This window comes from Pseudomonas sp. 1, from assembly GCF_056626735.1.
Genome location: NZ_JBWXMQ010000010.1, coordinates 177,708 through 202,170, shown reverse-complemented (window position 1 = coordinate 202,170; position 24,463 = coordinate 177,708). Strand labels below are relative to the sequence as shown.

General features: G+C 60.6%; 24 protein-coding genes. 9 read left to right on the top strand and 15 right to left on the bottom strand.

The annotated features are described in order from the left end of the window. The first annotated feature begins 107 nt into the window (after positions 1–107). Positions 108–2,954, top strand: coding sequence for a valine--tRNA ligase (locus tag AC1MDC_RS17145; RefSeq protein ID WP_085697239.1), 2,847 nt, complete (start codon positions 108–110; stop codon positions 2,952–2,954). Positions 2,955–3,087: 133 nt separating this feature from the next. Next, positions 3,088–4,110 carry a 23S rRNA (adenine(1618)-N(6))-methyltransferase RlmF gene (gene rlmF, locus AC1MDC_RS17140; protein WP_085698561.1) on the top strand — a complete coding sequence of 341 codons (1,023 nt, stop codon included), beginning with the start codon at positions 3,088–3,090 and terminating at the stop codon, positions 4,108–4,110. A 124-nt stretch (positions 4,111–4,234) separates the two neighbouring features. On the opposite strand, the gene AC1MDC_RS17135 is transcribed toward rlmF, so the two are convergent. Beyond that, positions 4,235–4,516, bottom strand: a complete 282-nt coding sequence (locus AC1MDC_RS17135) for an HU family DNA-binding protein (RefSeq protein ID WP_085698560.1) — start codon at positions 4,514–4,516, stop codon at positions 4,235–4,237. A 396-nt stretch (positions 4,517–4,912) separates the two neighbouring features. Between AC1MDC_RS17135 and yejK the strand changes: the two genes are divergently transcribed. Together yejK and AC1MDC_RS17125 are read left to right on the top strand one after the other, a co-directional pair. Further along, positions 4,913–5,917 carry a nucleoid-associated protein YejK gene (gene yejK / locus AC1MDC_RS17130; RefSeq protein WP_085698559.1) on the top strand — a complete coding sequence of 335 codons (1,005 nt, stop codon included), beginning with the start codon at positions 4,913–4,915 and terminating at the stop codon, positions 5,915–5,917. After that, positions 5,917–6,267 carry a glutaredoxin family protein gene (locus AC1MDC_RS17125; protein ID WP_085702526.1) on the top strand — a complete coding sequence of 117 codons (351 nt, stop codon included), beginning with the start codon at positions 5,917–5,919 and terminating at the stop codon, positions 6,265–6,267. Before yejK ends, AC1MDC_RS17125 begins: the two co-directional genes overlap by 1 nt. 31 nt (positions 6,268–6,298) lie before the next feature. On the opposite strand, the gene AC1MDC_RS17120 is transcribed toward AC1MDC_RS17125, so the two are convergent. From AC1MDC_RS17120 to AC1MDC_RS17080, 9 genes are all read right to left on the bottom strand, one after another. Continuing rightward, the gene (locus tag AC1MDC_RS17120) at positions 6,299–7,234 is read right to left on the bottom strand and encodes a glutathione S-transferase family protein (RefSeq protein WP_085698558.1); all 936 of its coding nucleotides are present in this window, start codon (positions 7,232–7,234) and stop codon (positions 6,299–6,301) included. Between the two features lie 340 nt (positions 7,235–7,574). Continuing rightward, positions 7,575–7,877, bottom strand: coding sequence for a GIY-YIG nuclease family protein (locus AC1MDC_RS17115; RefSeq protein WP_480393389.1), 303 nt, complete (start codon positions 7,875–7,877; stop codon positions 7,575–7,577). A 39-nt stretch (positions 7,878–7,916) separates the two neighbouring features. Then, positions 7,917–8,390: a nuclear transport factor 2 family protein gene (locus AC1MDC_RS17110; RefSeq protein WP_085608154.1), complete on the bottom strand. Its 474-nt coding sequence runs from the start codon at positions 8,388–8,390 to the stop codon at positions 7,917–7,919. Positions 8,391–8,490: 100 nt separating this feature from the next. Beyond that, on the bottom strand, positions 8,491–9,795 hold the full coding sequence (locus AC1MDC_RS17105) for a CynX/NimT family MFS transporter (RefSeq protein ID WP_266200896.1): 1,305 nt from the start codon (positions 9,793–9,795) through the stop codon (positions 8,491–8,493). Further along, on the bottom strand, positions 9,785–10,444 hold the full coding sequence (locus AC1MDC_RS17100) for a FadR/GntR family transcriptional regulator (RefSeq protein WP_085698555.1): 660 nt from the start codon (positions 10,442–10,444) through the stop codon (positions 9,785–9,787). Before AC1MDC_RS17100 ends, AC1MDC_RS17105 begins: the two co-directional genes overlap by 11 nt. Positions 10,445–10,581: 137 nt before the next feature. Further along, positions 10,582–11,346 carry an amino acid ABC transporter ATP-binding protein gene (locus tag AC1MDC_RS17095; RefSeq protein WP_085698554.1) on the bottom strand — a complete coding sequence of 255 codons (765 nt, stop codon included), beginning with the start codon at positions 11,344–11,346 and terminating at the stop codon, positions 10,582–10,584. Between the two features lie 11 nt (positions 11,347–11,357). Next, a complete protein-coding gene (locus AC1MDC_RS17090; protein WP_085698553.1) occupies positions 11,358–12,455 on the bottom strand; it encodes an amino acid ABC transporter permease in 1,098 nt (365 codons plus the stop codon). Positions 12,456–12,465: 10 nt separating this feature from the next. Next, positions 12,466–13,647, bottom strand: a complete 1,182-nt coding sequence (locus tag AC1MDC_RS17085; RefSeq protein ID WP_085702523.1) for an amino acid ABC transporter permease — start codon at positions 13,645–13,647, stop codon at positions 12,466–12,468. Between the two features lie 65 nt (positions 13,648–13,712). Beyond that, on the bottom strand, positions 13,713–14,744 hold the full coding sequence (locus AC1MDC_RS17080) for an amino acid ABC transporter substrate-binding protein (RefSeq protein ID WP_085698551.1): 1,032 nt from the start codon (positions 14,742–14,744) through the stop codon (positions 13,713–13,715). Positions 14,745–15,211: 467 nt separating this feature from the next. On the opposite strand from AC1MDC_RS17080, the gene AC1MDC_RS17075 reads away from it, so the two are divergent. The 5 genes from AC1MDC_RS17075 to AC1MDC_RS17055 all read left to right on the top strand — a co-directional run bounded on the left by AC1MDC_RS17075 (position 15,212) and on the right by AC1MDC_RS17055 (position 20,389). After that, complete coding sequence (locus AC1MDC_RS17075) at positions 15,212–15,868, top strand: alpha/beta hydrolase (protein WP_085698550.1); 657 nt, start codon at positions 15,212–15,214, stop codon at positions 15,866–15,868. A gap of 96 nt (positions 15,869–15,964) precedes the next feature. Then, positions 15,965–17,443, top strand: a complete 1,479-nt coding sequence (gene rhlB / locus AC1MDC_RS17070; protein ID WP_085698549.1) for an ATP-dependent RNA helicase RhlB — start codon at positions 15,965–15,967, stop codon at positions 17,441–17,443. 124 nt (positions 17,444–17,567) lie between these two features. Next, on the top strand, positions 17,568–18,512 hold the full coding sequence (locus AC1MDC_RS17065) for an ornithine cyclodeaminase family protein (protein WP_480393388.1): 945 nt from the start codon (positions 17,568–17,570) through the stop codon (positions 18,510–18,512). Positions 18,513–18,526: 14 nt separating this feature from the next. Then, positions 18,527–19,654, top strand: a complete 1,128-nt coding sequence (locus AC1MDC_RS17060) for an NAD(P)/FAD-dependent oxidoreductase (protein ID WP_480393387.1) — start codon at positions 18,527–18,529, stop codon at positions 19,652–19,654. Positions 19,655–19,747: 93 nt separating this feature from the next. After that, positions 19,748–20,389 carry a helix-turn-helix transcriptional regulator gene (locus tag AC1MDC_RS17055; RefSeq protein WP_007957327.1) on the top strand — a complete coding sequence of 214 codons (642 nt, stop codon included), beginning with the start codon at positions 19,748–19,750 and terminating at the stop codon, positions 20,387–20,389. Positions 20,390–20,497: 108 nt separating this feature from the next. On the opposite strand, the gene AC1MDC_RS17050 is transcribed toward AC1MDC_RS17055, so the two are convergent. From AC1MDC_RS17050 to AC1MDC_RS17030, 5 genes are all read right to left on the bottom strand, one after another. Beyond that, the gene (locus AC1MDC_RS17050) at positions 20,498–21,274 is read right to left on the bottom strand and encodes an ABC transporter substrate-binding protein (RefSeq protein ID WP_011332566.1); all 777 of its coding nucleotides are present in this window, start codon (positions 21,272–21,274) and stop codon (positions 20,498–20,500) included. Between the two features lie 280 nt (positions 21,275–21,554). After that, on the bottom strand, positions 21,555–22,007 hold the full coding sequence (gene moaE / locus AC1MDC_RS17045; protein WP_085608144.1) for a molybdopterin synthase catalytic subunit MoaE: 453 nt from the start codon (positions 22,005–22,007) through the stop codon (positions 21,555–21,557). 3 nt (positions 22,008–22,010) lie between these two features. Next, entirely contained in the window at positions 22,011–22,253 is a 243-nt protein-coding gene (locus AC1MDC_RS17040; protein ID WP_085698546.1) for a MoaD/ThiS family protein, read from the bottom strand. After that, positions 22,250–22,723 (bottom strand): cyclic pyranopterin monophosphate synthase MoaC, encoded by a 474-nt coding sequence (gene moaC / locus AC1MDC_RS17035; protein ID WP_007957321.1) that lies wholly within the window; start codon positions 22,721–22,723, stop codon positions 22,250–22,252. Before moaC ends, AC1MDC_RS17040 begins: the two co-directional genes overlap by 4 nt. A gap of 101 nt (positions 22,724–22,824) precedes the next feature. Next, on the bottom strand, positions 22,825–24,219 hold the full coding sequence (locus tag AC1MDC_RS17030) for a PhoH family protein (protein WP_085698545.1): 1,395 nt from the start codon (positions 24,217–24,219) through the stop codon (positions 22,825–22,827). Positions 24,220–24,463 lie beyond the last annotated feature (244 nt).

The following is a 24,463-nucleotide window of genomic DNA, read 5'->3' as shown; positions in this document are numbered from 1 at the left end:
CTCCCACATTTAGCCCTCCACCCGGCCCGCCCCGCTCGCCCTGCGCCCCATGCCCCGCTATACTTCCCGGCTTTTCCTGAATAAATGCCAATAGGGTCCCGCCGCGCATGGATAAGACCTACCAGCCGCACGCCATTGAAACTTCCTGGTACAACACCTGGGAGTCCGAGAACTACTTCGCCCCGCAAGGCGCGGGCGACTCCTACACCATCATGATCCCGCCGCCGAACGTCACCGGCAGCCTGCACATGGGTCACGGTTTCAACAACGCGATCATGGACGCCCTGATCCGTTTCCGCCGCATGCAGGGTCGCAACACCCTGTGGCAGCCGGGCACCGACCACGCCGGTATCGCCACGCAGATGCTGGTGGAGCGTCAACTCGAAGCTCAGGGCCAGAATCGCCACGATCTGGGCCGCGAGAAATTCCTCGAAAAAGTCTGGGAGTGGAAGGATCAGTCCGGCGGCAACATCAGCCGTCAGATCCGCCGCCTCGGCTCGTCCGTGGACTGGAGCCGCGAGCGCTTCACCATGGACGACGGCCTCTCCGAAGCCGTTAAAGAAGCGTTCGTGCGCCTGCACGAAGACGGTCTGATCTACCGCGGCAAGCGCCTGGTCAACTGGGATACCAAGCTGCACACGGCGATTTCCGACCTCGAAGTGGAAAACCATGACGAGAAAGGTTTCCTGTGGAACCTGAAGTACCCGCTGGCCGACGGCGCGAAAACCGCTGAAGGCAACGACTTCCTGATCGTCGCGACCACCCGTCCGGAAACCATGCTCGGCGACTCCGCCGTCGCGGTGAACCCGAACGACGAGCGCTACAAAGCCCTGATCGGCAAGTTTGTCGAGCTGCCGCTGGTCGGCCGCCGCATTCCGATCATCGCCGACGATTACTGCGATCCTGAATTCGGCACCGGCTGCGTGAAAATCACCCCGGCCCACGATTTCAACGACTATGAAGTCGGCAAGCGCCACAACCTGCCGCTGCTGAACATCTTCGACAAGAACGCCAACGTGCTGCCGGCAGCGCAAGTGTTCAACCTCGACGGCACGCTGAACGACAGCATCGACGGCAAGATTCCGGCCGAGTACGCCGGTCTCGAGCGTTTCGAAGCACGCAAGCAGATCGTGGCCGCGTTCGACGCCGCCGGCCTGCTGGTCAGCGTCGACGATCACAACCTGAAAGTGCCGAAAGGCGACCGCTCCGGCACCGTCATCGAACCGTGGCTGACCGACCAGTGGTACGTGTCCACCAAACCGCTGGCCGAGCCTGCGATTGCCGCCGTTGAAGACGGCCGCATCCAGTTCGTGCCGAAGCAGTACGAAAACATGTACTTCTCGTGGATGCGCGACATCCAGGACTGGTGCATCAGCCGTCAGCTGTGGTGGGGTCACCGGATTCCGGCCTGGTACGACGAGTCGGGCAAGGTCTACGTGGGTCGCGACGAAGCCGAAGTGCGCGCCAAGCACAACCTCGGCCCGGACGTTGCGCTGCAACAGGACAACGACGTGCTCGACACCTGGTTCAGTTCGGGCCTGTGGACCTTCTCTACCCTGGGCTGGCCGGAAAAGACCGAGTTCCTGAAGAAATTCCACTCCACCGACGTGCTGGTCACCGGTTTCGACATCATTTTCTTCTGGGTCGCCCGGATGATCATGCTGACGATGCACCTGATCAAGAACGAGGACGGCACGCCGCAGGTTCCGTTCAAGACCGTTTACGTACACGGTCTGGTGCGTGATGGCCAGGGCCAGAAGATGTCCAAGTCCAAGGGCAACGTCCTGGACCCGCTGGACATCATCGACGGCATCGAGCTGGAAACCCTGGTGCAGAAGCGCACGTCCGGCCTGATGCAGCCGAAGCTGGCGAAGAAGATCGAGAAGCAGACCCGCGAAGAGTTCGCCGACGGCATCGCCAGCTACGGCACCGACGCCCTGCGCTTCACCTTCTGCTCGCTGGCCTCCACCGGTCGCGACATCAAGTTCGATATGGGCCGCGTCGAAGGCTATCGCAACTTCTGCAACAAGATCTGGAACGCCGCGCGTTATGTTCTGGACAAGGGCGAAGACTGCGGCCAGAACGGCGAAGCCTACGAGCTGTCGCTGGCAGACCGCTGGATCATCTCGCAGTTGCAACGCACCGAAGCCGAAGTGACCCGTCAACTGGATCAGTTCCGTTTCGACCTGGCGGCGCAAGCGCTGTACGAGTTCATCTGGAACCAGTACTGCGACTGGTACCTGGAACTGTCCAAGCCTGTGCTGTGGGACGAAAACGCGCCGGTCGAGCGTCAGCGCGGTACCCGCCGCACGCTGGTTCGCGTACTGGAAGTGGCGCTGCGTCTGGCGCATCCGTTCATGCCGTTCATCACTGAAGAAATCTGGCAGCGCATCGCGCCGCTGGCCGGCATTCAGGGCAAGACGATCATGCTGCAACCCTGGCCGGTGGCCAACGAAGAGCGCATCGATCCGGCGGCCGAAGACGACATCGAATGGCTCAAGGGCCTGATGCTCGGCACGCGCAACATCCGTGGCGAAATGAACATCGGCCCGGGCAAACCGCTGCCGATCTACCTGAAAAACGTCACCGCCGAAGATCAGCGCCGCCTGACCGAAAACGAAGCGCTGCTGAAGAAGCTGGCGCGTCTGGAATCGATCACCGTGCTGGCGGCCGGCGAAGAAGCGCCGCTGTCTGCCACCGCGCTGGTTGGCGAGATGGAAGTGCTGGTGCCGATGGCCGGCCTGATCGACAAGAACGCCGAGCTTGCGCGTCTGGACAAGGAAATCCTGCGTCTGCAGGGCGAAGTCCAGCGCGTTGGCGGCAAGCTGTCCAACGCCGGTTTCGTTGACAAGGCCCCGGCCGAAGTCATCGAGAAGGAACGCGCCAAACTGGCCGAAGCCGAACAGGCTCTGGCCAAGCTGGCCGAGCAGCACGCGCGGATTGCCAGCCTGTAACGGCAAATCGCACTGAAAAAGGGAGGCCCGCAACGGCCTCCCTTTTTTGTGCCCGGCACTTTTCCGGCCAACAACGCAGCGCCCTGTGGGACAATAGCCGCCACTTTCAGCCCTACCCGAATCGACCACGCCCATGAACGCCCCACGTACACCGAAACCTGCGCGCAAGAAGCCTGACTCCGCCACCCCGGCCAAGCCCGTGGAACCGCGTAAAGAAGCCAGCCTGCACCCGCGCAATCGCCATCAGGGTCGTTACGACTTCCCGGCGCTGATCAAGACCACGCCGGAACTGGCGAAGTTCGTGATCACCAACCCGTACGGCAAGGAAAGCATCGACTTCGCCAGTCCCGATGCGGTGCGTGTGTTCAACCGGGCGCTGCTCAAATCGTTCTACGGTATCCAGCATTGGGACATCCCGGCCGATTATCTGTGCCCGCCGGTGCCGGGCCGTGCCGACTACATCCACTTTTTGGCGGACCTGCTGGCCAGCAACAACGATGGCGTGGTTCCGCGCGGAGCCATCGTCAATGTGCTGGATATCGGCATGGGCGCCAACTGCGTGTATCCGCTGATCGGTCATAGCGAATACCGCTGGCACTTCCTCGGCTCGGAGATTGATCCGACCGCCGTGGCCGCCGCCAGGGCCATCGTCCAGTCCAACAACCTGAACAAGGTCATCCAGCTGCGCCAGCAGGAAAACCGCAAGCACATCCTGATCGGCCTGCTGGAGCCCGGCGAGCGCTTTGACCTGACCATGTGCAACCCGCCATTCCACGCGTCGATGGAAGAAGCCACCAAGGGCAGCGAGCGTAAGTGGCGAGCCCTGGGCAAGGCCGATCCGAAGCGCAAATTACCGGTGCTGAACTTCGGCGGTCAGTCGGCCGAGCTGTGGTGTGAAGGTGGCGAGGCGCGCTTCGTGACGCAACTGATCGCCGAAAGTGCGAACTTTGCGCACAAGGTGTTGTGGTTCAGCACCCTGGTCTCGAAAGCCTCGAACCTGCCTGCCATCGAAACCGCGCTGAAAAAGGCCGGCGCGCTGGAAAGCCAGGTGGTGGAAATGTCCCAGGGGCAGAAGCAGAGCCGCTTCGTCGCCTGGACCTTCCAGACCAAGTCCGAACAGCAGATCTGGCGGCGCGAGCGCTGGGTTCGCAAGTAATACGCTTCGACCAGGGCGGCGCTTGAGCGCAAAGCAGCCGCCGCTACTGCTGAAACACAAACAGCAGGCGCAAAAAAACCGTGCCCGGATCGCTCCGGTGCACGGTTTTTTTTATCGCTGCGTCTTACTTGTTCACAGCGTCGGTCAGGCCTTTGGCCACAACCATCTTGACCACTTTCTTGGCAGGGATTTCGATGGCAGCGCCAGTCGACGGGTTACGGCCAGTGCGGGCAGGACGCTCGGTCACTTTCAGCTTGCCGATACCTGGCAAAGTGATTTCGGCACCGTTTTCCAGCTGATCGGCAACGATTTGACCCAGTTGGTCCAGAGCGGCACGCGCGGTGGCTTTCGGCGCGTCGATAGCTTCAGCGATGTCGGCGATCAGTTGGTCTTTAGTAAGAGCCATGTAGTGTTCCTTCCCTATCAAATTCATATGGATTGCAGAGTGCAGTGTCAGCCATCGAGCCCGATCTTCTGGATCTGGCACCCTCGGCGATAACCACGACGAGTCGGGGTTATAGATGCCGAAATCAAGGTTTGGTTCGACCTGACAAAAGCTGAATGCATGCTTGTCGCGGTGACTTCGCACAAGACCGGGCAAAACTAGCACAGAGACAAGGAAATATCCGCCTCTAGCTAGCCAAATGGTCAGGTTTATTGCGCTAAATCGGTAAATAAATGCATAAGGGCCGTCGGGTGACCCGGATTTGCCCTTCACCCCGCGCCAAATCCAGTGGTTGCGGTACACTGAGCGCTTTTTCGGGGGAGCCCGCCCTCCCCCCTTCCACCAGCCGAGAAGCCTATGCCGATCCGTCATTGCATCGTCCATTTGATCGACAAAAAACCCGACGGCACACCCGCAGTCCTGCACGCCCGTGACTCCGAACTGGCTGAGTCCGCTGCCATCGAGAACATGCTCGCCGATCTCAATGAGAGCTATAACGCCAAACAGGGCAAAGCCTGGGGGTTGTTCCATCCGGAGTCCGGTGCGTTCCCGTTCAGCGGCTGGCTGAAGGAGTACATGGAAGGCGGCAAAGACTTCACCGCGTTCAGCAAAGTCGCGGTCGAGCACCTGCAAAAGCTGATGGAAGAATCGAACCTGTCGGTCGGTGGCCACGTGCTGTTCGCCCACTACCAGCAAGGCATGACCGATTACCTGGCCATCGCCCTGCTGCACCACAGTGAAGGCGTGGCAGTGACCGAACAACTGGATGTGACACCGTCGCGCCACCTCGACCTCGGCCAACTGCACCTGGCGGCGCGGATCAACGTTTCCGAGTGGCAGAACAACAAGCAGTCCAAGCAGTACATCTCGTTCATCAAGGGCAAGAACGGCAAAAAGGTCTCGGAGTACTTCCGCGACTTCATCGGCTGCCAGGAAGGCGTCGACGGCCCGGGCGAGACCCGCACCCTGCTCAAGGCCTTCAGCGACTTCGTCGAGAGCGAAGACCTGCCGGAAGATTCCGCGCGCGAAAAGACCAAGACCCTGGTCGACTACGCCAGCAGCCAGGCCAAGCTCGGCGAGCCCATGGGCCTGGAAGAACTCTCGGAGCTGATCGACGAAGAGCGCCCAAAGGCCTTCTACGATCACATCCGCAACAAGGATTACGGCCTGTCGCCGGAGATTCCGGCGGATAAACGCACGCTCAACCAGTTCCGCCGCTTCACCGGCCGCGCCGAAGGCCTGTCGATCAGCTTCGAAGCACACCTGCTGGGCTCGAAGATCGAATACGACGAAGAGGCCGGCACCCTGATCATCAAAGGTCTGCCGACCTCGCTCACCGATCAGTTGAAGCGTCGCAACTGATGCTCGGCAATGTGCTGAAAAAAGTTCTGCTGGTTCTGCTGGTGGTCGTGGTCTATCAGAACTGGGGCAAGATCGAGCGGGTATTCAACCCATCGCAGATGGCGTCCGAGCAGGTCCGCGCCAACGCCCATGTCGTGTTGTACGCCACGGACTGGTGCGGTTACTGCAAGCAGACTAAGCGCTTTCTCGATCAGAAAGGCATTCCGTTCAAGGAATTCGATATCGAGAAGGATGCCGAGGCACGCAAGGCTTACGAGGCTTTGGGCGGGCGCGGAATTCCGCTGATCGACGTCAATGGCACGTTGATTCGCGGGTTTGATCCGAACGAGATTCTCGCTGCACTGAAATGAACGAGGGAGCCAATCGGCTCCCTCAGTTGTTTCAGCGTTTCTCGATTCGGAAACCGAAACGCGGGAAGTGCACATGCACCACGCCGCCACGTTCGTCTTCACGGCGCAAGATCAACTCCTCGCGACCGGCAAACACCAGCTCACCGGCCACCGGATCAACGCCGTAGTCAGTGGCCGCGATCACGACTTGCTGGCCCGTTTCGAATCCGTTCGGATCGACAAACTGCTCATCGGGCAATGCCGCCGGTTTCGAACTGCGTGCAACCTCCAGCGCCTCTTCGGAACTCATCGCACTGGCCGCACCGTGACCGAAGCCCAGCACCCGCCCGAGCCATGCGGACACTGCCGGATAGTCGTCCACCAGCGGCGCGGTGACGTGGGTCGCCTTGAGGAACCACAGCGGATGGGCCATGGCGAAGTCGGCAATCGACGGCTCGCCGAACAGGAAGTCCCCGTCTTCACGCTGCAGCTGCTGCTCCAGACGCGCCATGATGGTTGGCCATTGATGTTTGGCCTGTTCGGCTGACAGTTTGGTCGCGCTGCCACCGCTGAACAGTCCGGCACGATCGGCGAGGAAGGCCTTGATCGCTTCCGGCGGTAACTTGCCGAAACGCACCGCCACCGATTCGGGCTGAAACACCAGGCTCACCGCATGCTGGAACACCACCGAATCGGCCCAGGCAGCGAAACTGGCGGCGATCATTTCCTGACCATCCGGGAAGAACGAAGGCTGGGCCTTTACCTGCTCGAGGCGACGGGCGATCAGCGCGGTGTCGCAATAGATGTCGGCGCCGATCTGCAGCACCGGCGTCTTGCGGTAGCCACCGGTCAGGGCGGTCAGGTCAGGCTTGGGCATCACTGGCGAGATATGCACCGAACGCCAGGACAAGCCCTTGAACCCCAGCAGCAGCCGGGCCTTTTCAGCAAAGGGAGAGGTCGGGTAATGATGAAGGATCAACTCGGACATGCTCGGCTCCGCCGCACAGAAAGTGAGCCAGCAGCTTAGCGCGCAATTTGTTCGCAGCCTACGGATCCGGCTGATGGGAACCGATCAGTCAGGTTGATAAGGCACTGGAGAGTTCTCGAAAAAAACCGCCTCAGCCGAAACCGAGACGGTTTTCCCACTTGCTCGATGGCATAAAGCCGAATAATCTTCGTCCACGCTAGTGTGTCCATTGTGATGCAGTAAACCCGGCCGCAAACCGGCGTTTACAGAAAAACCGCCCCGCAAAGGCGGTTTTTTTTCGCCCGCCGTTTGCCTCAGGCAGCGCCTTCGACATGCAGAGACTTCTACCGCTTACACCCGATCAATCAGGCCGATAAGACGCCACCAAACATTCCTTCGCACTCTTCCTGAGTTTTTTGATCAACCGCTCCTGGCGTAACGCATCACTCTTGTCGCGGCACAGCTCGGTATAGACCAGCGCCATCGCCGGGCTTGAAAGAAAGAATCGTGCGCCCTTGCCACTCTGGTGCTTGGCAAAGCGGCGCACGGGATCATCGCTGATCCCGCAGTACAGCGAACCGTTGGCGGCGCGTACGAGGTAGACGAACCAGGACTTGCTCACTGGTACGTCGACATCGGGAGGATTTTCGCTGAGGCTGGTCACGGGACAATTCAGGCGTAAGGAAAACAGGCCGCGATCTTATCAGCGACTCGCCTGAAATGCCTTCAGCCCTTTCAGGGCCTGGGCACGGACGGCGTTGCGCACCAGCGGCGTCCAACCCAGCAGCAGGCCCTTGAAGCCCAACGCCTGACGCGACCAGCGCCACAAATCGAAGTGGTCGTGGTGTTCGCATATCTTGCCGTCACGGAAGACGAAGCGTGCCTGGATGTCGTTGATCACGATATTGCCGGTCTGGCTGAACAGGTAGGTCGCCACCCAGTGGGCGCCGCCGCTGCGCTCATCGGCGCGGACGTTGTCGAAGGTCAGTGAGAAGTCTTTGGCGCGGGTGGTGAGCATGCGCCACATGTCGCCGGCATCGCGGCCGCGCAGTTCGCCGAACGCCGGATCGCTGAATACCACGTCGTCGGTGTAGCAGGCGGCCATGGCCTCGGCGTCAAGGCGCTGGAAAGCCTGGTAGAAACGGGTGATCAGGGCGCTGTGGGCTTCTTCACTCATGGGCAATCTCCAGGAAAGGTACAGATTGCCAGCACGATAATCCGCAAACGCCCGAAACACTATCGGCATTCGCACTCCGAATACCGACAGTGCGCGCGCGTCAGACCTTTTCGCTGACTACCTGCACATACAGCGCACGTCCGGCACCGAGGCCGGCGAGGATTGCACCCGCACCGATGATGCCGAAGATCCAGCCCACGGCGTTCCAGCCACCGGTCCAGTCGTGCACCACACCGACCGCGAACGGCCCCATGGACGCGAGGGTGTAGCCGAAGCCCTGGGACATGCTCGACAGGTTGGCCGCGACATGGGAATCCCGCGAGCGCAGCACGATCAGGGTCAGCGCCAGGCTGAACGTACCGCCCTGCCCCAGCCCCAGCAGGATCGCCCAGCCCCACAGTCCTTCGATTGGTGCGTAGAGGCAACCGAACAGGCCGCCGAGCGTCAGCGCCATGACCACCACGATCGCCAGCCGCTGATCCTTGCCGCGCGTGGCCAGCCACGGTGCCGCCAGGGAGCTGGCGAGCTGGATGATCACCGATCCGGACAGCACCAGGCCGGCCTGGGTCGGGGTCAGCCCGCGACCGATGAGGATCGACGGCAACCAGCCGAACACGATGTAGGCCAGTGAAGATTGCAGGCCCATGTACAAGGTCACTTGCCACGCCAGCGGATCACGCAGCAGACCGCGGACCCGATAGGCAACGTTGTGCGCGCCGTGCTTCTGGCCGATTTGCGGCAGCCAGAATACTGCCGCCACCAGCGCCGGAATCACCCAGAAACCCAGACCCATGGCCCAGCTGTGGTCGAAGTGTTCGCTCAGCGGCACGCTGGAACCTGCCGCCATTGCCGCGCCCAGGCACAGGGCCATGGTGTAGACGCCGGTCATGGTGCCGGCATGTTTGGCGAAGTCGCGCTTGACGATGCCCGGCAGCAAAACGCCGATGATGCCGATGCTCGCACCGCCCAGCACGCTGCCGACGAACAGACCGATTTCGCCGAAGTTGCTGCGCAGGATGATGCCGCCGGCCAGTGTCAGAAGAATCCCCAAGACCACCCGCTCGGCACCGAAACGTCGCGCCAGCACGGGTGCCAGCGGAGCAAACAGACCGAGGCAGAGTACCGGCAACGTCGTCAGCAACCCTGCTTGAGCGGCCGACAAACCAAGGCTTTTCGACACATCACTGAGCAGCGGCGCCATGCTCGACAGCGCCGGTCGCAGGTTCAACGCCACCAGAATCAACCCAAGCAGCAACAGCCAAGGGCGCCGCACCAACGGATGACCTTGCTGCACTTGTTCGTCATCGGCTTCGGCGTCGATCAACAATTCTTCGAGCTCGGCCTTGCGAACGGGTGCCGGGGAGACTTCTGGGCGGGACATGGTTTTCTCGGTTTCAAGGTTCATTGATCAACTGCCTCGACAAGGCTTTGGCCCGCTCCGGATCGCGCTGCTCGACGGCCTCAAGCAAGGCGACGTGCAAATCGAAGACTTCCTGGCGACGGGGGACGATGTTCAGGGTCTGGCGCAATTGCGCGCCGACGATGCTGGAAAAATAGCGATACAGCTCGCTGAGGGTCGGATTGTGTGCGGCATCCACCAGACGCCGGTGGAACACCAGATCGCAGCGGATGTAACTGTCGAGGTCGCCGTGATAGTGGCTGCCGGCGACACCCAGCGCTTCGCGCAACGCGACGAGGTCTTCATCGGTACGGCGCAAGGCCGCCAGGCCGATGGCCTCGACTTCAAGGATGTGCCGGGTTTCCCGAGCCTGATCCAGCGAGCATCTGGACAGCGCCTTGAGCGTGTCCATCGGATCGACCACCGCCCGCAGGTAACTGCCGTCACCCTGACGGATCTCGATCAACCCGGAAAACGCCAACACCCGCATCGCTTCGCGCACGGTATTGCGGCTGATGCCGAGTTCGGCGCACAACTCGGGCTCGGTGGGAAGCCGCTGACCGACCTGCCAGCTGCCATCGGTGATGCGCTGACGCAGTTGATCCAGCGCCTGATCGACCAGGGATCGTTTGATCAATAAAGAGTTTTCAGACATGGAATTCGCCCTGTCATCCAATCATGGGATGAATTTGCTGACAGGGTAGTCAGATTTTCCAATCAGGGCAACCGGCAAAACCCGGACAAAAATAAACCCGGAACTGAGTCCGGGTTTATTTCAACGCCTGAATCGGATCAATGCAGGATCTGACTCAGGAACAGCTTCGTACGATCATTCTGCGGATTGTCGAAGAAGTCGTTCGGTGCCGCCTGCTCGACGATTTCGCCCTTGTCCATGAAGATCACACGGTTGGCCACGGTGCGGGCGAAGCCCATTTCGTGGGTTACGCAGAGCATGGTCATGCCGTCTTCGGCCAGGCCGATCATGGTATCGAGTACTTCTTTCACCATCTCCGGGTCGAGTGCCGAGGTCGGTTCGTCGAACAGCATGATTTTCGGTTTCATGCACAGCGCGCGGGCGATCGCCACACGCTGCTGCTGGCCGCCGGACAGTTGCCCCGGATACTTGTGCGCCTGCTCCGGAATGCGTACGCGTTCCAGGTAATGCATGGCGATTTCCTCGGCCTTGCGCTTGGGCATCTTGCGCACCCACATCGGTGCCAGGGTGCAGTTCTGCAGGATGGTCAGGTGCGGGAACAGGTTGAAGTGCTGGAACACCATGCCGACTTCACGGCGGATCGCTTCGATCTGCTTGAGGTCGTTGGTCAGTTCCACGCCATCGACCACGATGCGGCCCTGCTGGTGTTCTTCCAGACGGTTGAGGCAGCGGATGGTGGTGGACTTGCCGGAACCCGACGGGCCGCACAGCACGATACGCTCGCCCTGACGCACGTTCAGGTTGATGTCTTTCAGCACATGGAACTGGCCGTACCACTTGTTCACGCCCTGCATCTGAATGATGCCTTCAGGGCCCGCTGGCTTTTTGATTGCTTCGCTCATCGAAAAAACTCCTAACGCTTGTGGCCAGTGTCGAGCTTGCGTTCCAGGTGCATGGAATAGCGCGACATGCCAAAACAGAAAATCCAGAACACCAGGGCGGCGAACACGTAGCCTTCGGTGGCCATGCCCAGCCATTTCGGATCGGCAGCGGCTTGCTTGACGCTGTTGAGCAGGTCAAAGAGGCCGATGATGATCACAAGGCTGGTGTCCTTGAACAGCGCGATGAAGGTGTTGACGATGCCGGGAATCACCAGCTTCAGGGCTTGCGGCAGAATCACCAGGCCCATGGCGCGCCAGTAACCGAGGCCCATCGCGGCCGCGGCTTCGTACTGGCCTTTGGGGATCGCTTGCAGACCGCCGCGCACCACCTCGGCGACGTACGCCGACTGGAACAGGATCACGCCGATCAGCGCCCGCAGCAGCTTGTCGAAGTTCATGCCTTCAGGCAGAAACAGCGGCAGCATCACCGAGGACATGAACAGCACCGTGATCAACGGCACGCCGCGCCAGAACTCGATGAAGGTCACGCAGACCACACGGATCGCCGGCATGTTCGAGCGTCGGCCAAGCGCCAGGACAATCCCCAGCGGCAACGCACCGGCGATGCCGACAGTGGCGATCACCAGGGTCAGCATCAGACCGCCCCACTGGCTGGTCGCCACGGTGTCGAGGCCGAAGACGCCGCCATGCAGCAGGCACCAGGCAACGATCGGGTAGATCACCAGGAAGCTCAGGCCGTACACCGCCTTGTGCGCCACGCGCTTGATGAACAAGGGCGCCACGCCGATGACCGCCAGCCACACGGTCAGGTCCACGCGCCAGCGCAGTTCCGGCGGATAGTAGCCGTACATGAACTGGCCGAAACGCTGCTGGATGAAGACCCAGCAGGCGCCGTCCTTGGTGCAGTCGGCGCGGGTGGTGCCGACCCAGTTGGCATCGAGGATCGCCCAACTGAGGATCGGCGGTACCACCAGGTAGATCAGATAGAACGCAAACAGCGTCAGCAGGGTGTTGAGCCAGCTGGAGAACATGTTCGCGCGGATCCACGCCATCGGGCCGAAGACCTTGGCCGGCGGTGGCATGTCGGGTTTGAAAGTATGAGTACTCATGCGCTATTCCTTACCGCTCGATCAGCGCGATGCGCTTGTTGTACCAGTTCATCAGCAGGGAAATGCTGATACTGATCGCCAGGTACACGCTCATGGTGATGGCAATGACTTCGATCGCCTGACCGGTCTGGTTCAGCACGGTGCCGGCGAACAGCGAAACCATTTCCGGATAACCGATACCGGCCGCCAGCGAGGAGTTTTTCGCCAGGTTCAGGTATTGGCTGGTCAGCGGCGGGATGATGACCCGCAGCGCTTGCGGAATGATTACCTTGCGCAGGGTCGGGCCGTTGCGCAGGCCGAGCGAATGCGCCGCCTCGGTCTGGCCGTGGCTGACCGACTTGATGCCCGAACGCACGATCTCGGCGATGAACGCCGCGGTGTACACCGTCAACGCCAGGGTCAAGGCCAGCAGTTCCGGAATCAGCACCCAGCCACCGACGAAGTTGAAGCCTTGCAGCTTCGGCATTTCCCAGTGCACAGGTGCACCGAAGATCAGCGCACACAGCGCCGGGATCACCAGGAACAACGCCAGGCCAGCCCAGAACTTGTGGAACGGCTCGCCGGTCGCTTCAAAGCGCTTGTTGGCCCAGCGGCTCATCAGCACGATGGCGACGATGGCCACCACGATGCTGACCACGAACGCCCAGAAGCCGTCGGCCATTTGCGCGGCCGGCATGTTCAGGCCACGGCTGCTGACGAAGAAGGTATCGCCGAAGTTGTGGCTGTTGCGCGGCCCCGGCATGGTCAGGAACACCGCGAAGTACCAGAACAGGATCTGCAGCAGTGGCGGGATGTTACGGAAAACCTCCACGTACACGGTTGCCAGTTTGGAAATGATCCAGTTCTTCGACAGGCGCGCGACGCCGATGATGAAGCCGAGAATTGTGGCCAGGATCACACCGATGAAGGTCACCAGCAGCGTGTTGAGCAGGCCGATGACAAACACCCGGGCATAACTGTCCGCTTCGGTGTAGGAGATCAGGTGTTGAGCGATGCCGAACCCGGCACTGCGCTCGAGAAAGTCGAACCCCGAAGTGATACCCCGGTGTTGCAGGTTGGTCTGGGTGTTATCGAACAGATACCAGCCCAGGGAGACCACCGCCACGATGGTGATGATCTGAAATACCCACGCACGCACTCGTGGATCGCTGAGGCTGAGCCTCTGCTTTGGTGCGCCGATTGAATTTTGCATGAAGTGCCCCGGAAATAATGGAACAGAACGTCACCCGGCAGTTGGCCTGCCGGGTGACAGAACCATCAGCGCACTGGTGGTGCGTATTGAATGCCGCCGTTGTTCCACAGCGCGTTCAGGCCGCGGTCGATTTCCAGCGGAGTGCTCTTGCCGAGGTTTTTCTCGAAGATTTCACCGTAGTTGCCGACTTGCTTGACGATCTGTACGACCCAGTCCTTCGGCAGTTTCAGGTCTTTACCGTATTCGCCGTCTGCGCCGAGCATACGAGCGACATCCGGGTTCTTGGTCGCTTTGGCTTCAGCTTCGACGTTCTTCGAAGTGATGCCTGCTTCTTCGGCGTTCAGCAGCGCGTAGCCAACCCAACGCACGATGGCCAGCCACTCGTCGTCGCCGTTACGCACGACCGGGCCCAGTGGTTCCTTGGAAATGGTTTCCGGCAGAACGACATAATCCTTCGGCGAAGCCAGCTTGCTGCGCTGGGCGAACAGCTGGGACTTGTCGGAGGTCAGCACGTCGCAACGACCGGACTCCAGCGACTTGGCGCTTTCATCGGAGGTGTCGAAAGTGATCGGGGTGTATTTCAGACCGTTGCCGCGGAAGTAGTCGGAAACGTTCAGTTCGGTAGTGGTACCGGCCTGGATGCAGATGGTTGCACCGTCCAGCTCTTTGGCACTCTTGACGCCCAGCTTGTTGTTAACCAGGAAGCCGATGCCGTCGTAGTAGGTAATGAAGCCCGGGAATTTCAAGCCCATGCCCGCGTCACGGGAGCTGGTCATGGTGGTGTTGCGCGACAGGATGTCGATCTCGCCCGACTGCAGAGCGGTGAAACGCTCCTTGGCGTTCAACTGACTGAACTTGACCTTGGTCGCGTCGCCGAACACGGCAGCGGCCACGGCGCGGCAGACGTCAGCATCGATGCCCACGATCTTGCCGGTGGAATCCGGAACCGAGAAGCCTGGCAAGCCATCGCTGACGCCGCACTGCACGAATCCTTTCTTCTTCACTGCATCCAGGGTTGCACCCGCCTGAGCGAACCCGCTGACACCCAGTACTGCAGCAGCAGTCACGATCGCCAGAGTGGATTTCAACATCTTCATTCAAACCTCCAGTTTTGCTCTTGTTGTGTCGGAGCTTGAGTCCAGTCGCACCCTTTTGAGGCGTTGTTGACCCGTGTTGGCTTTTTTTGGGGTCAACCGACGCAGGACCTTCGCTATGAGTCTAGTAGGAGAAAATCCACATCATGGACAACTCACTTCTCACCATTCGGCCGAACGGGCGGTAGCCCTTTCACGTTCGCTAAGCCCGTTGCGGCCATTGGCGAACATCCATCACCGGATTCTTTGCTATCCCGTCACCCGGCGTTCACTGATAGTGTTACCGCCAGGCGCGAGATTGATTGCACGACTACCTCATAGCAAAGCCCGTACCACACCGGCTGCTGAAGCGATTGAGTGACAGGTCAATAGCAAAACTTGCACCCTTGCGACATCTTCTTAACGGATCAACCGGGCGCGCACGCAAATCACGCACTCAATGAGAGCGCCCGCACACAATTGGAGCAGCCATGACCGAGCCCTTGATTCTTCAGCCTGTTAAGCCCGCAGACGCCTGCGTGATCTGGCTGCACGGCCTCGGCGCCGACCGCTACGACTTTCTGCCGGTGGCCGAAGCGCTTCAGGAAAGCCTGCTGAGCACGCGTTTCGTGCTGCCTCAGGCGCCGACGCGCCCGGTGACGATAAATGGCGGATATGCCATGCCAAGCTGGTACGACATCAAAGCCATGAGCCCGGCGCGGTCGATCGACCACGATGAGCTGGAAGCGTCCGCCGATCGCATCATCGAATTGATCGAAGAACAGCGAAGCAGCGGAATAGACGCATCGCGGATTTTCCTGGCCGGTTTTTCCCAGGGCGGCGCCGTGGTCTATCACACCGCGTTTCTGAAATGGCAGGGGCCGTTGGGCGGGGTACTGGCATTATCGACATACGCGCCGACGTTCAGCGATGAACTGGAGTTATCCGCCAGCCAGCAACGGATTCCGGCACTGGCGCTGCACGGCCAGTTCGACAACGTGGTGCAGAACTCGATGGGTCGCACGGCTTATGAGTATCTCAAAGCCCATGGTGTCACCGTGACATGGCAGGAATACCCAATGGAGCACGAAGTGTTACCCGAAGAAATTCGCGACATCGGCGTGTGGCTCAGCGAACGCTTGCGCTGACAATTGCGACAGGGGTCGCCCTTTGATCATCCCACTACGCCGCGCCCGTTTCTTGCATTACACTGGCCGGCGTACATTCCTTAACCAATTGATGAGATGACCGTGCTCAAAGCACTCAAGAAAATGTTCGGTAAAAGCGAGGCTGAGCAGCTCGCGCCAGTCCCCACTGCGCCGTCGCACGCCCCCGGTCATCGCAACGATGCCAGCCAGGCCGGCCGCCAGACGCCCGCCACGCCCCCAAAGCACGAACCGAAACCCGCTCCGGCTGCCACGCCCGCCACTGAGCCTGCGCGCAGCGAAGCCCCGAAACCGGCCAGACCACGTCGCGAACCCAAGCCCAAGGCGCCGGTGATTCCCTGGAAACTCGAAGACTTCGTCGTCGAGCCGCAGGAAGGCAAGACCCGCTTCCACGATTTCAAGCTCGCCCCGGAACTGATGCATGCCATCCACGACTTGGGCTTCCCGTATTGCACGCCGATCCAGGCTCAGGTGCTGGGTTATACCCTCGCCGGCAAAGACGCCATCGGCCGCGCCCAGACTGGCACCGGCAAGACCGCCGCGTTCCTGATCTCGATCATCACCCAGCTGTTGCAGACGCCGCCGCCGAAAGAGCGCTACATGGGCGAGCCACGGGCGCTGATCATCGCGCCGACCCGTGAACTGGTGGTGCAGATCGCCAAGGACGCCGCCGACCTGACCAAGTACACCGGCCTCAACGTCATGACGTTCGTCGGCGGCATGGACTTCGACAAGCAGCTCAAGCACCTCGAAGCGCGCCATTGCGACATCCTCGTCGCAACGCCTGGCCGCCTGCTCGACTTCAACCAGCGCGGCGACGTGCACCTGGACATGGTTGAAGTGATGGTGCTGGACGAAGCCGACCGCATGCTCGACATGGGCTTCATCCCGCAAGTGCGTCAGATCATTCGCCAGACTCCGCCGAAAAGCGAACGCCAGACCCTGCTGTTCTCCGCGACCTTCACCGATGACGTGATGAACCTCGCCAAGCAGTGGACCACCGATCCTGCGATCGTCGAAATCGAGGTCACCAACGTGGCCAACGAAAATGTCGAACAGCACATCTATGCGGTGGCCGGTGCCGACAAATACAAACTGCTCTTCAACCTGGTCAACGACAACGGCTGGGAGCGAGTGATCGTGTTCGCCAACCGCAAGGACGAAGTGCGGCGTATCGAGGAACGCCTGGTGCGCGACGGCATCAACGCCGCGCAATTGTCCGGCGACGTGCCGCAGCACAAGCGGATCAAGACGCTTGAAGGCTTCCGCGAAGGCAGGATCCGCGTCCTGGTCGCCACCGACGTGGCCGGTCGCGGTATTCACATCGACGGTATCAGCCACGTGATCAACTTCACCCTGCCGGAAGTCCCGGACGACTATGTGCACCGCATCGGTCGTACCGGTCGTGCTGGCGCCGACGGTGTGTCGATCAGCTTCGCCGGTGAAGACGACTCCTATCAGTTGCCGTCCATCGAAGAAAAACTCGGTCGCAAGATCAGCTGTGAAACGCCGCCGACCCATCTGTTGCGGGCGGTTGAGCGCAAGCGTCCACAGTAAGCGGCACCATAAAGAGAAGCGCAGCCGGCAACGGACTGCGCTTTTTTTTCGCCCGGATATTGTTCAACAAAACTAAAAGTCCATAATAGACAAATTAGTTTAGAAACAGTCTCCGGAGTCTGCCATGTCCAGTACGCCCTACGTGATCGACCAAACCCAGGCCCGCGAGCTGTTGGCCCGGATCGATGTGCCGCAGATCCTGCGCAAGCTGTTCCGCGATCTGGCGGCCGGGCATGCGGTGCAACCGGCGCAGCAACTGGTGGAATTCCCCCAGGGCGCCGGGGACTTCATCAACTATCTGGGCGTGCTGGCAGAAGATGGCGTGTACGGAGTCAAGACCTCGCCGTACATCGTTCGCGAACAAGGCCCGCTGGTGACGGCGTGGACGCTGTTGATGTCGATGCAGACCGGTCAACCGTTGCTGCTCTGCGATGCCGGCGAACTGACCACCGCCCGCACGGCGGCAACCACAGCTGTCGCCGTCGACGCCCTGGCCCCTTCGAACGCAAAACGCCTGGCAATCATCGGCAGCGGCAAGGTCGCCCAGGCGCACCTGCATTACGTCAAAACGTTGCGCGACTGGCAAAGCATCAGTGTGTATTCACCTACCTTGAGCGAAGACCCGGCAACCATCCGACAACTGCAAGCCCTCGATCCACGGGTGAGCATCGCCGGAAGCCGCGAAGCCGCCATCGCCGAGGCCGACGTAGTCATGCTCTGCACTTCGTCCGCAGGACCTGTGATCGACCCGGCGACCTTGAACAAACCAGCGCTGATCACCTCGATCAGCACCAACGCACCGCGCGCCCACGAAGTGCCGCCGCAAAGCCTCAACGACATGCAGGTGTTCTGCGACTATCGCCTGACCACCCCGGGCTCGGCCGGCGAGATGCTGATCGCCCGCGAACAACATGGCTGGGACAATAGCGCGATCCTCGGCGACCTGGCGGATCTGCTCAGCGAAAAAGTGCAGCGCCCCGATTACCAGCATCACGTGTTTTTCCGCTCCATCGGTCTGGGTCTGGAAGACATCGCCCTGGCCAATGCCATCTATCAATTGCAGCGCTGACACCGGAGATTTTCATGAGTCATGCAGATTTCATCATCATCGGCGGCGGGATTGCCGGCGCTTCCACCGGTTTCTGGCTGTCGCAGCACGGCAAGGTCGTGGTGCTGGAGCGCGAGTCGCATCCGGCCTATCACTCCACCGGGCGCTCGGCGGCGCTGTTCACCGCCGCTTACGGCACACCGCAGGTCCGGGCGCTGACCCAGGCCAGCCGCGAATTCTTCGACCATCCGCCCAGCGGTTTCTGCGAGCACCCGCTGCTGACCCCGCGCGGGGAAATGACCGTGGATTTCACCGGGGACGCCGCCGAGCTGAACAATCAATACCTGAGCGCCAAAGCCACAGTGCCGGAGATGCAGTTGCTCAGCGCGGATGAAGCCTGCGCGAGGCTGCCGATCCTGCGCAGGGAGAAAGTCCATGGCGCGATCTACGACCCGACCGCCAGCGACATCGACACCGACGCCCTGCATCAGGGTTATCTGCGCGGCATCCGTCGCAACAACGGCCAGGTGCATACCGATTGCGAAGTGCTCGGGCTGAGCCGCGATGCCGACGGAATCTGGCACGTGCAGACCAATGACCAAACCTTCAGCGCGCCCATCGTGATCAACGCGGCTGGCGCCTGGGCCGACAAGATCGGTGCCCTGGCCGGCGCCCGGCCGTTGGGCCTGCAACCAAAACGTCGCGCCGCGTTCATCTTCGCCGGCCCCGAAGGCGTGGACATTCATCACTGGCCGATGCTGGTCAGCCTCGACGAATCCTTTTACATGAAGCCCGATGCCGGGATGTTCCTCGGCTCACCGGCCAACGCCGACCCGGTCGAGCCGCACGACGTGCAACCGGAAGAACTGGACATTGCCATGGGCATTTACCAGATCGAGGAGGCGACGACCCTGACCATCCGCCGCCCGACCCGCACCTGGGCCGGTCTGCGCAGTTTCGTCGCCGACGGTGATTTGCTCTCCGGGTTCGACCCACAAGTGCCGGGGCTGTTCTGGGTCGCGGCCCAGGGCGGTTACGGTATCCAGACCTCACCGGCCATGGGCATGGCCAGCGCAGCGCTGGTGCGTGGCGAATCGCTGCCCCGACACCTCGAGCAATTCGGCCTGACCGCCGCCATGCTCGCCCCTTCCCGCCTGGCCTGACCGTCCGCCCGGATGACGCGCCCGACGGATTGCGGCACACTCGCAACGCCCCCGGATCACGGGGGCGCTGACGTTGCCTGGAGCTCCACAGTTATGACCGCCCCCGAACACACGCCCGAGCTGCATGACGCCGCGCTGGATAACTACCACGCCATCGCCGACGCCATCGCCACGCTGTTCTTTCCCCATGCCGAAGTGGTGCTGCATGACCTGCGCACGCAGAAGGTCGACTACATCGCCAACAACCTGTCGAAACGGGTGATCGGCGATGAATCGTCGCTGGAGGACATGCTCAGCGACGACGTCAGCGAACGAAACATCGGCCCGTACGAAAAGCTCAACTGGGACGGCCAGAAGATTCGCAGCCTGAGCACCGTGCTGCGTGACAGCGAAGGTCATCCGCTGGCGGTGCTGTGCATCAACCTGAATATTTCGCTGTTCGAGAATGCCAAGGCTGCGCTGGACCTGTTCCTCTCGCCGAGCAAACTGATTCCGCAACCGGACTCGCTGTTTCGCGATGACTGGCAGGAGCGCATCAACACCTTCCTGCACGCCTGGCTACGCGAGCGGCAACTGAGCCTGAACCTGCTGACCCGCGATCACAAACGCGAACTGGTGCTGGCGCTGCACGCCGAGGGGGCGTTCAAGGGCAAGAGCGCCTCGAACTATGTGGCCAATGTCCTGAACATGGGACGGGCGACGGTGTACAAGCATTTGAAGGAATTGAAGGGCTGAAGATTTTGCGGTGAATCTGACGGCCTCATCGCTGGCAAGCCAGCTCCCACAGGTTTTGTGTACACCGAAAATCTCTGTGGGAGCTGGCGTGCCAGCGATGGCGGACTGTCAGTCGCCGTAGATGTCCGACTTGAAGTACTTCTCGGAAATCTTCTGATACTCACCACTGGCGCGAATGCCGTCGATGGCGGTGTTCAACTGGCTGACCAGCTCAGTGTTGCCCTTGCGCACCGCAATCCCCGCGCCCTCGCCCACGTATTTCGGGTCCTTCAACTCGGGCCCGACAAAGGCGTAACCCTTGCCCCGAGGCATCGACAGGAAGTCGGTCAGCGGAATGGTGTCGGCGAAAATCGCGTCGAGACGCCCGGCCGCCAGGTCCATGTAGATTTCTTCGTTGTTGCCGTAACGCTTGACGTTGATGCCCTTGGGCTCGAACACCTCGGTGGCGTAGCGGTCGGTAGTGGTCGCACGCTGCACGCCAACGGTCTTGCCCTTGAGGCTGGCGTACTGGTCATCGACGCTCGCGCCTTCCTTCATCACCAGCCGCGACGAGGTGAAATAGTACTTGTGGGTGAAGTCCACCGACTTCTTGCGATCTTCGTTGATGGTCATGGACGACAGCGCCATATCGATTTTCTTCACTTTCAGGGAAGGAATCAGACCGTCGAACTCGCCCTCGACCCACACGCACTTGACCTGCATCTGCGCGCACAGGGCGTTGCCGATGTCGTAGTCGAAACCGACGATTTCACCCTTGTCGGTTTTCGAGGCGAAGGGCGGATACGCCGCCTCGATACCGATGCGCAGGGTTTTCTCGGCGGCGAACGCGCTGCTGCACGCCAACAGGCTCAGTGCCAGACCGGTGATGAGGGGGAATTTCTTCATGTTCGTTCTCTCGCGGGTTGTTGTTGGTTTGGCAAGACAGAAGAAAAAAGCTGAAACGGGGAAAGACCTTTTTTGTACTTGTAAATCCATACTGGACTTTTACGTACAAATCGTCAATTGGGCGAGACCGATCATTTCTGGCCGATGGTCGGGGAGGTGAACTTGAGGGAATTGGTGATTCGGATGGCCTCTTCGCGAGCAAGCTCGCTCCCACAAGGATTATCTAAAACCTGTGGGAGCGAGCTTGCTCGCGAAGACTGACTCTAAGTCGACAGAGGAATTACTGCTTCCAGCGATCCGCCGCCGCATGATCGCTGTCACGGCCTTCAACCCAGCGCGGGCCGTCGCTGGTGTTCTCTTTCTTCCAGAACGGCGCGCGGGTTTTCAGGTAATCCATGACAAAGGCGCAGGCGTCGAACGCCGCCTGGCGATGGGCACTGGCGGCGGCGACAAACACGATCGGTTCGCCCGGTTCCAGCGCGCCGATGCGGTGCAGCACTTCCAGCTTCAACAGCGGCCAGCGTTGCTCGGCCTCTACGGCGATCTTGCCGAGGGCCTTTTCGGTCATGCCCGGATAGTGTTCGAGGAACATTCCGGCGACATCGAGGCCATCGTTGAAGTCGCGCACGTAGCCGACGAAACTCACCACCGCGCCAACGCCGACATTGGCCGCGTGCATCGCGTTGACTTCGGCGCCCGGATCGAACGGTTCGGACTGCACTCGAATGCGCATGGCTCAGCCTCCGGTCACGGTGGGGAAAAATGCCACTTCGTCGCCATCCGCCACCGGCTCGTCGAGCTGGCAGAGGTCTTCGTTGCGCGCGCACATCAGATTCTGCTCGCTCAGCACCTCGGCGCCGTCACGCTGCACCAGCAACGCACGAACGTCATCGACGGTGGCGAAGTCACCCTCGACCTTCACCGAGTCCACGCCCAGCGCCTCGCGGTAACGGGCAAAAAACTTCACGGTCAGGTTCATGGCTGCTCCGCCTGGAAATGCCCGCTCTTGCCGCCGACCTTTTCCAGCAGACGCACGCTTTCAATGGTCATGCCACGATCCACGGCCTTGCACATGTCGTAGATGGTCAGGGCGGCGACGCTGGCGGCGGTCAGCGCTTCCATCTCGACGCCGGTCTGCCCGGACAGTTTGCAGCGGGCGACGATGCGCACCGCGTCATCGCCTTCGGCACTGAGCTCGACCTTGACGCCGGTCAGCATCAACGGATGGCACAGGGGAATCAGGTCACTGGTTTTCTTCGCCGCCTGAATGCCGGCAATGCGCGCCACGGCGAACACGTCGCCCTTGGGATGGCCGCCGCTGACGATCATCTGCAGGGTGTCGGGCAGCATGCGCACCAGCGCTTGGGCCGTCGCTTCACGGAACGTCACGGCTTTTTCGGTGACGTCGACCATGTTGGCGCGACCTTGGGAATCGAGATGAGTCAGCACGGGATTACTCCTGATCAGGAGCGTCGATTGTAAACCTGGGGGTCAGAATTGCGCACATAAAAAACCGGGCGACTTTGCAGTCGCCCGGTTGCGTTTGACGGTTACAGATGCGATTCGGCGTATTCGGCCAGGATCGAGCGAGGCACCCCTTGCAGGGTGATGTGCACACCGTTGGGGAAATCCTTGAAGCGTTCGGTCAGGTAGGTCAGCCCGGAGCTGGTCGCGGACAGGTAAGGGGTGTCGATCTGTGCCAGGTTGCCCAGGCACACCACTTTGGAACCGGCGCCGGCCCGGGTGATGATAGTTTTCATCTGGTGCGGCGTGAGGTTCTGGCATTCGTCGATCAGGATCAGGCTCTGCTGGAAGCTGCGACCGCGAATGTAGTTGAGCGATTTGAACTGCAACGGCACTTTGCTGAGGATGTAGTCGACGCTGCCATGGGTGTTTTCGTCATCCATGTGCAAGGCTTCGAGGTTGTCGGTGATGGCGCCCAGCCAAGGCTCCATTTTTTCCGCTTCGGTGCCGGGCAGGAAGCCGATTTCCTGGTCCAGGCCCTGCACGCTGCGGGTGGCGATGATGCGACGATAGCGCTTGCTGACCATGGTCTGCTCGATCGCAGCGGCCAGCGCCAGAATGGTTTTACCCGAGCCGGCGGCGCCGGACAGATTGACCAGGTGAATGTCCGGATCCAGCAGCGCATACAGCGCCAGACTCTGATAGATGTCCCGTGGCTTGAGGCCCCAGGCTTCCTGGTGCAGCAGCGGTTCCTGATGAAGGTCGAGGATCAGCAGACGGTCCTCCTCAATCTCCTTGATCCAGCCGACAAACCCTTGCTCATCAATGATGAATTCGTTGATGTGCACGGCCGGCAGGTTATCGGTCAATTGCACCTGATGCCAGGTGCGGCCATGGTCCTGACGGGTTTCGACCTTGCTCACACGGTCCCAGAAGGAGCCGGTCATGTTGTGATAGCCGTTGGGCAGCAGGGACACGTCGTCGACCAGTTGGTCGGTGCTGTAGTCCTCGGCGTCAATCCCGCAGGCGCGCGCCTTGAGGCGCATGTTGATGTCTTTGGTGACCAGCACCACCGGTTTTTTCGGGTCGCGGGTGTGCAGGTCGATCAGCTGGTTGATGATTTTGTTGTCGTTCAGATGCTCGGGCAGAATCAGGTTCGATTCGGCCTGCTTGCTCATCAGAATTGACAGCAAGCCCTTCGGACCGCCCTTGCCGCGCTGGATCGGCACCCCCAGCTCGACATCTTCCGGGGAAGCATCGCCCAGGGTCTTGTCGATCAGGCGGATCGCCTGACGGCATTCGGCGGCCACGCTGTGATGCCCGCTCTTGAGCTTGTCCAGCTCTTCAAGCACGGTCATCGGGATCGCGACGTGGTGTTCTTCGAAATTCAGCAGGGCGTTCGGATCGTGAATCAGTACGTTGGTATCGAGTACATAAAGGATTGGCTGGTTGGAGGAGGGGCTACGTCCGTGATCATCCATACTCGGTCACCTTTGTGGGAGCCATTCGACGCAATACCTCGGCGGTGCTGCGCCTCGAAGTGACTGCCGAATCCACCTGCACAGCTTTTGTCGGGATAGCAGGTGAACCGCACACAAAATGGGTCTTGGAAGACGCCACCTGTGTTGCAGGTTTCGGCGGTCTGACTTCGTAATACTCCAAAACCCGTGACAGAAAAAAGCACTTTGACGCTTTTTTGAAGTTTATTTTGCAAAGTGACGAAAA

Bases quoted from the DNA above. Each gene is read 5' to 3' on its own strand.
- rlmF (WP_085698561.1), top strand. From the start codon at position 3,088: ATGAACGCCCCACGTACACCGAAACCTGCGCGCAAGAAGCCTGACTCC.
- AC1MDC_RS17110 (WP_085608154.1), bottom strand. From the start codon at position 8,390: ATGAGTGAAGAAGCCCACAGCGCCCTGATCACCCGTTTCTACCAGGCT.
- AC1MDC_RS17075 (WP_085698550.1), top strand. From the start codon at position 15,212: ATGACCGAGCCCTTGATTCTTCAGCCTGTTAAGCCCGCAGACGCCTGC.
- AC1MDC_RS17050 (WP_011332566.1), bottom strand. From the start codon at position 21,274: ATGAAGAAATTCCCCCTCATCACCGGTCTGGCACTGAGCCTGTTGGCG.
- AC1MDC_RS17085 (WP_085702523.1), bottom strand. From the start codon at position 13,647: ATGCAAAATTCAATCGGCGCACCAAAGCAGAGGCTCAGCCTCAGCGAT.
- AC1MDC_RS17040 (WP_085698546.1), bottom strand. From the start codon at position 22,253: ATGAACCTGACCGTGAAGTTTTTTGCCCGTTACCGCGAGGCGCTGGGC.
- rhlB (WP_085698549.1), top strand. From the start codon at position 15,965: ATGACCGTGCTCAAAGCACTCAAGAAAATGTTCGGTAAAAGCGAGGCT.
- moaE (WP_085608144.1), bottom strand. From the start codon at position 22,007: ATGCGCATTCGAGTGCAGTCCGAACCGTTCGATCCGGGCGCCGAAGTC.
- AC1MDC_RS17100 (WP_085698555.1), bottom strand. From the start codon at position 10,444: ATGTCTGAAAACTCTTTATTGATCAAACGATCCCTGGTCGATCAGGCG.
- AC1MDC_RS17095 (WP_085698554.1), bottom strand. From the start codon at position 11,346: ATGAGCGAAGCAATCAAAAAGCCAGCGGGCCCTGAAGGCATCATTCAG.
- AC1MDC_RS17090 (WP_085698553.1), bottom strand. From the start codon at position 12,455: ATGAGTACTCATACTTTCAAACCCGACATGCCACCGCCGGCCAAGGTC.
- AC1MDC_RS17145 (WP_085697239.1), top strand. From the start codon at position 108: ATGGATAAGACCTACCAGCCGCACGCCATTGAAACTTCCTGGTACAAC.
- AC1MDC_RS17120 (WP_085698558.1), bottom strand. From the start codon at position 7,234: ATGTCCGAGTTGATCCTTCATCATTACCCGACCTCTCCCTTTGCTGAA.
- AC1MDC_RS17055 (WP_007957327.1), top strand. From the start codon at position 19,748: ATGACCGCCCCCGAACACACGCCCGAGCTGCATGACGCCGCGCTGGAT.
- AC1MDC_RS17135 (WP_085698560.1), bottom strand. From the start codon at position 4,516: ATGGCTCTTACTAAAGACCAACTGATCGCCGACATCGCTGAAGCTATC.
- AC1MDC_RS17105 (WP_266200896.1), bottom strand. From the start codon at position 9,795: ATGAACCTTGAAACCGAGAAAACCATGTCCCGCCCAGAAGTCTCCCCG.
- AC1MDC_RS17060 (WP_480393387.1), top strand. From the start codon at position 18,527: ATGAGTCATGCAGATTTCATCATCATCGGCGGCGGGATTGCCGGCGCT.
- AC1MDC_RS17125 (WP_085702526.1), top strand. From the start codon at position 5,917: ATGCTCGGCAATGTGCTGAAAAAAGTTCTGCTGGTTCTGCTGGTGGTC.
- AC1MDC_RS17065 (WP_480393388.1), top strand. From the start codon at position 17,568: ATGTCCAGTACGCCCTACGTGATCGACCAAACCCAGGCCCGCGAGCTG.
- AC1MDC_RS17030 (WP_085698545.1), bottom strand. From the start codon at position 24,219: ATGGATGATCACGGACGTAGCCCCTCCTCCAACCAGCCAATCCTTTAT.
- yejK (WP_085698559.1), top strand. From the start codon at position 4,913: ATGCCGATCCGTCATTGCATCGTCCATTTGATCGACAAAAAACCCGAC.
- AC1MDC_RS17080 (WP_085698551.1), bottom strand. From the start codon at position 14,744: ATGAAGATGTTGAAATCCACTCTGGCGATCGTGACTGCTGCTGCAGTA.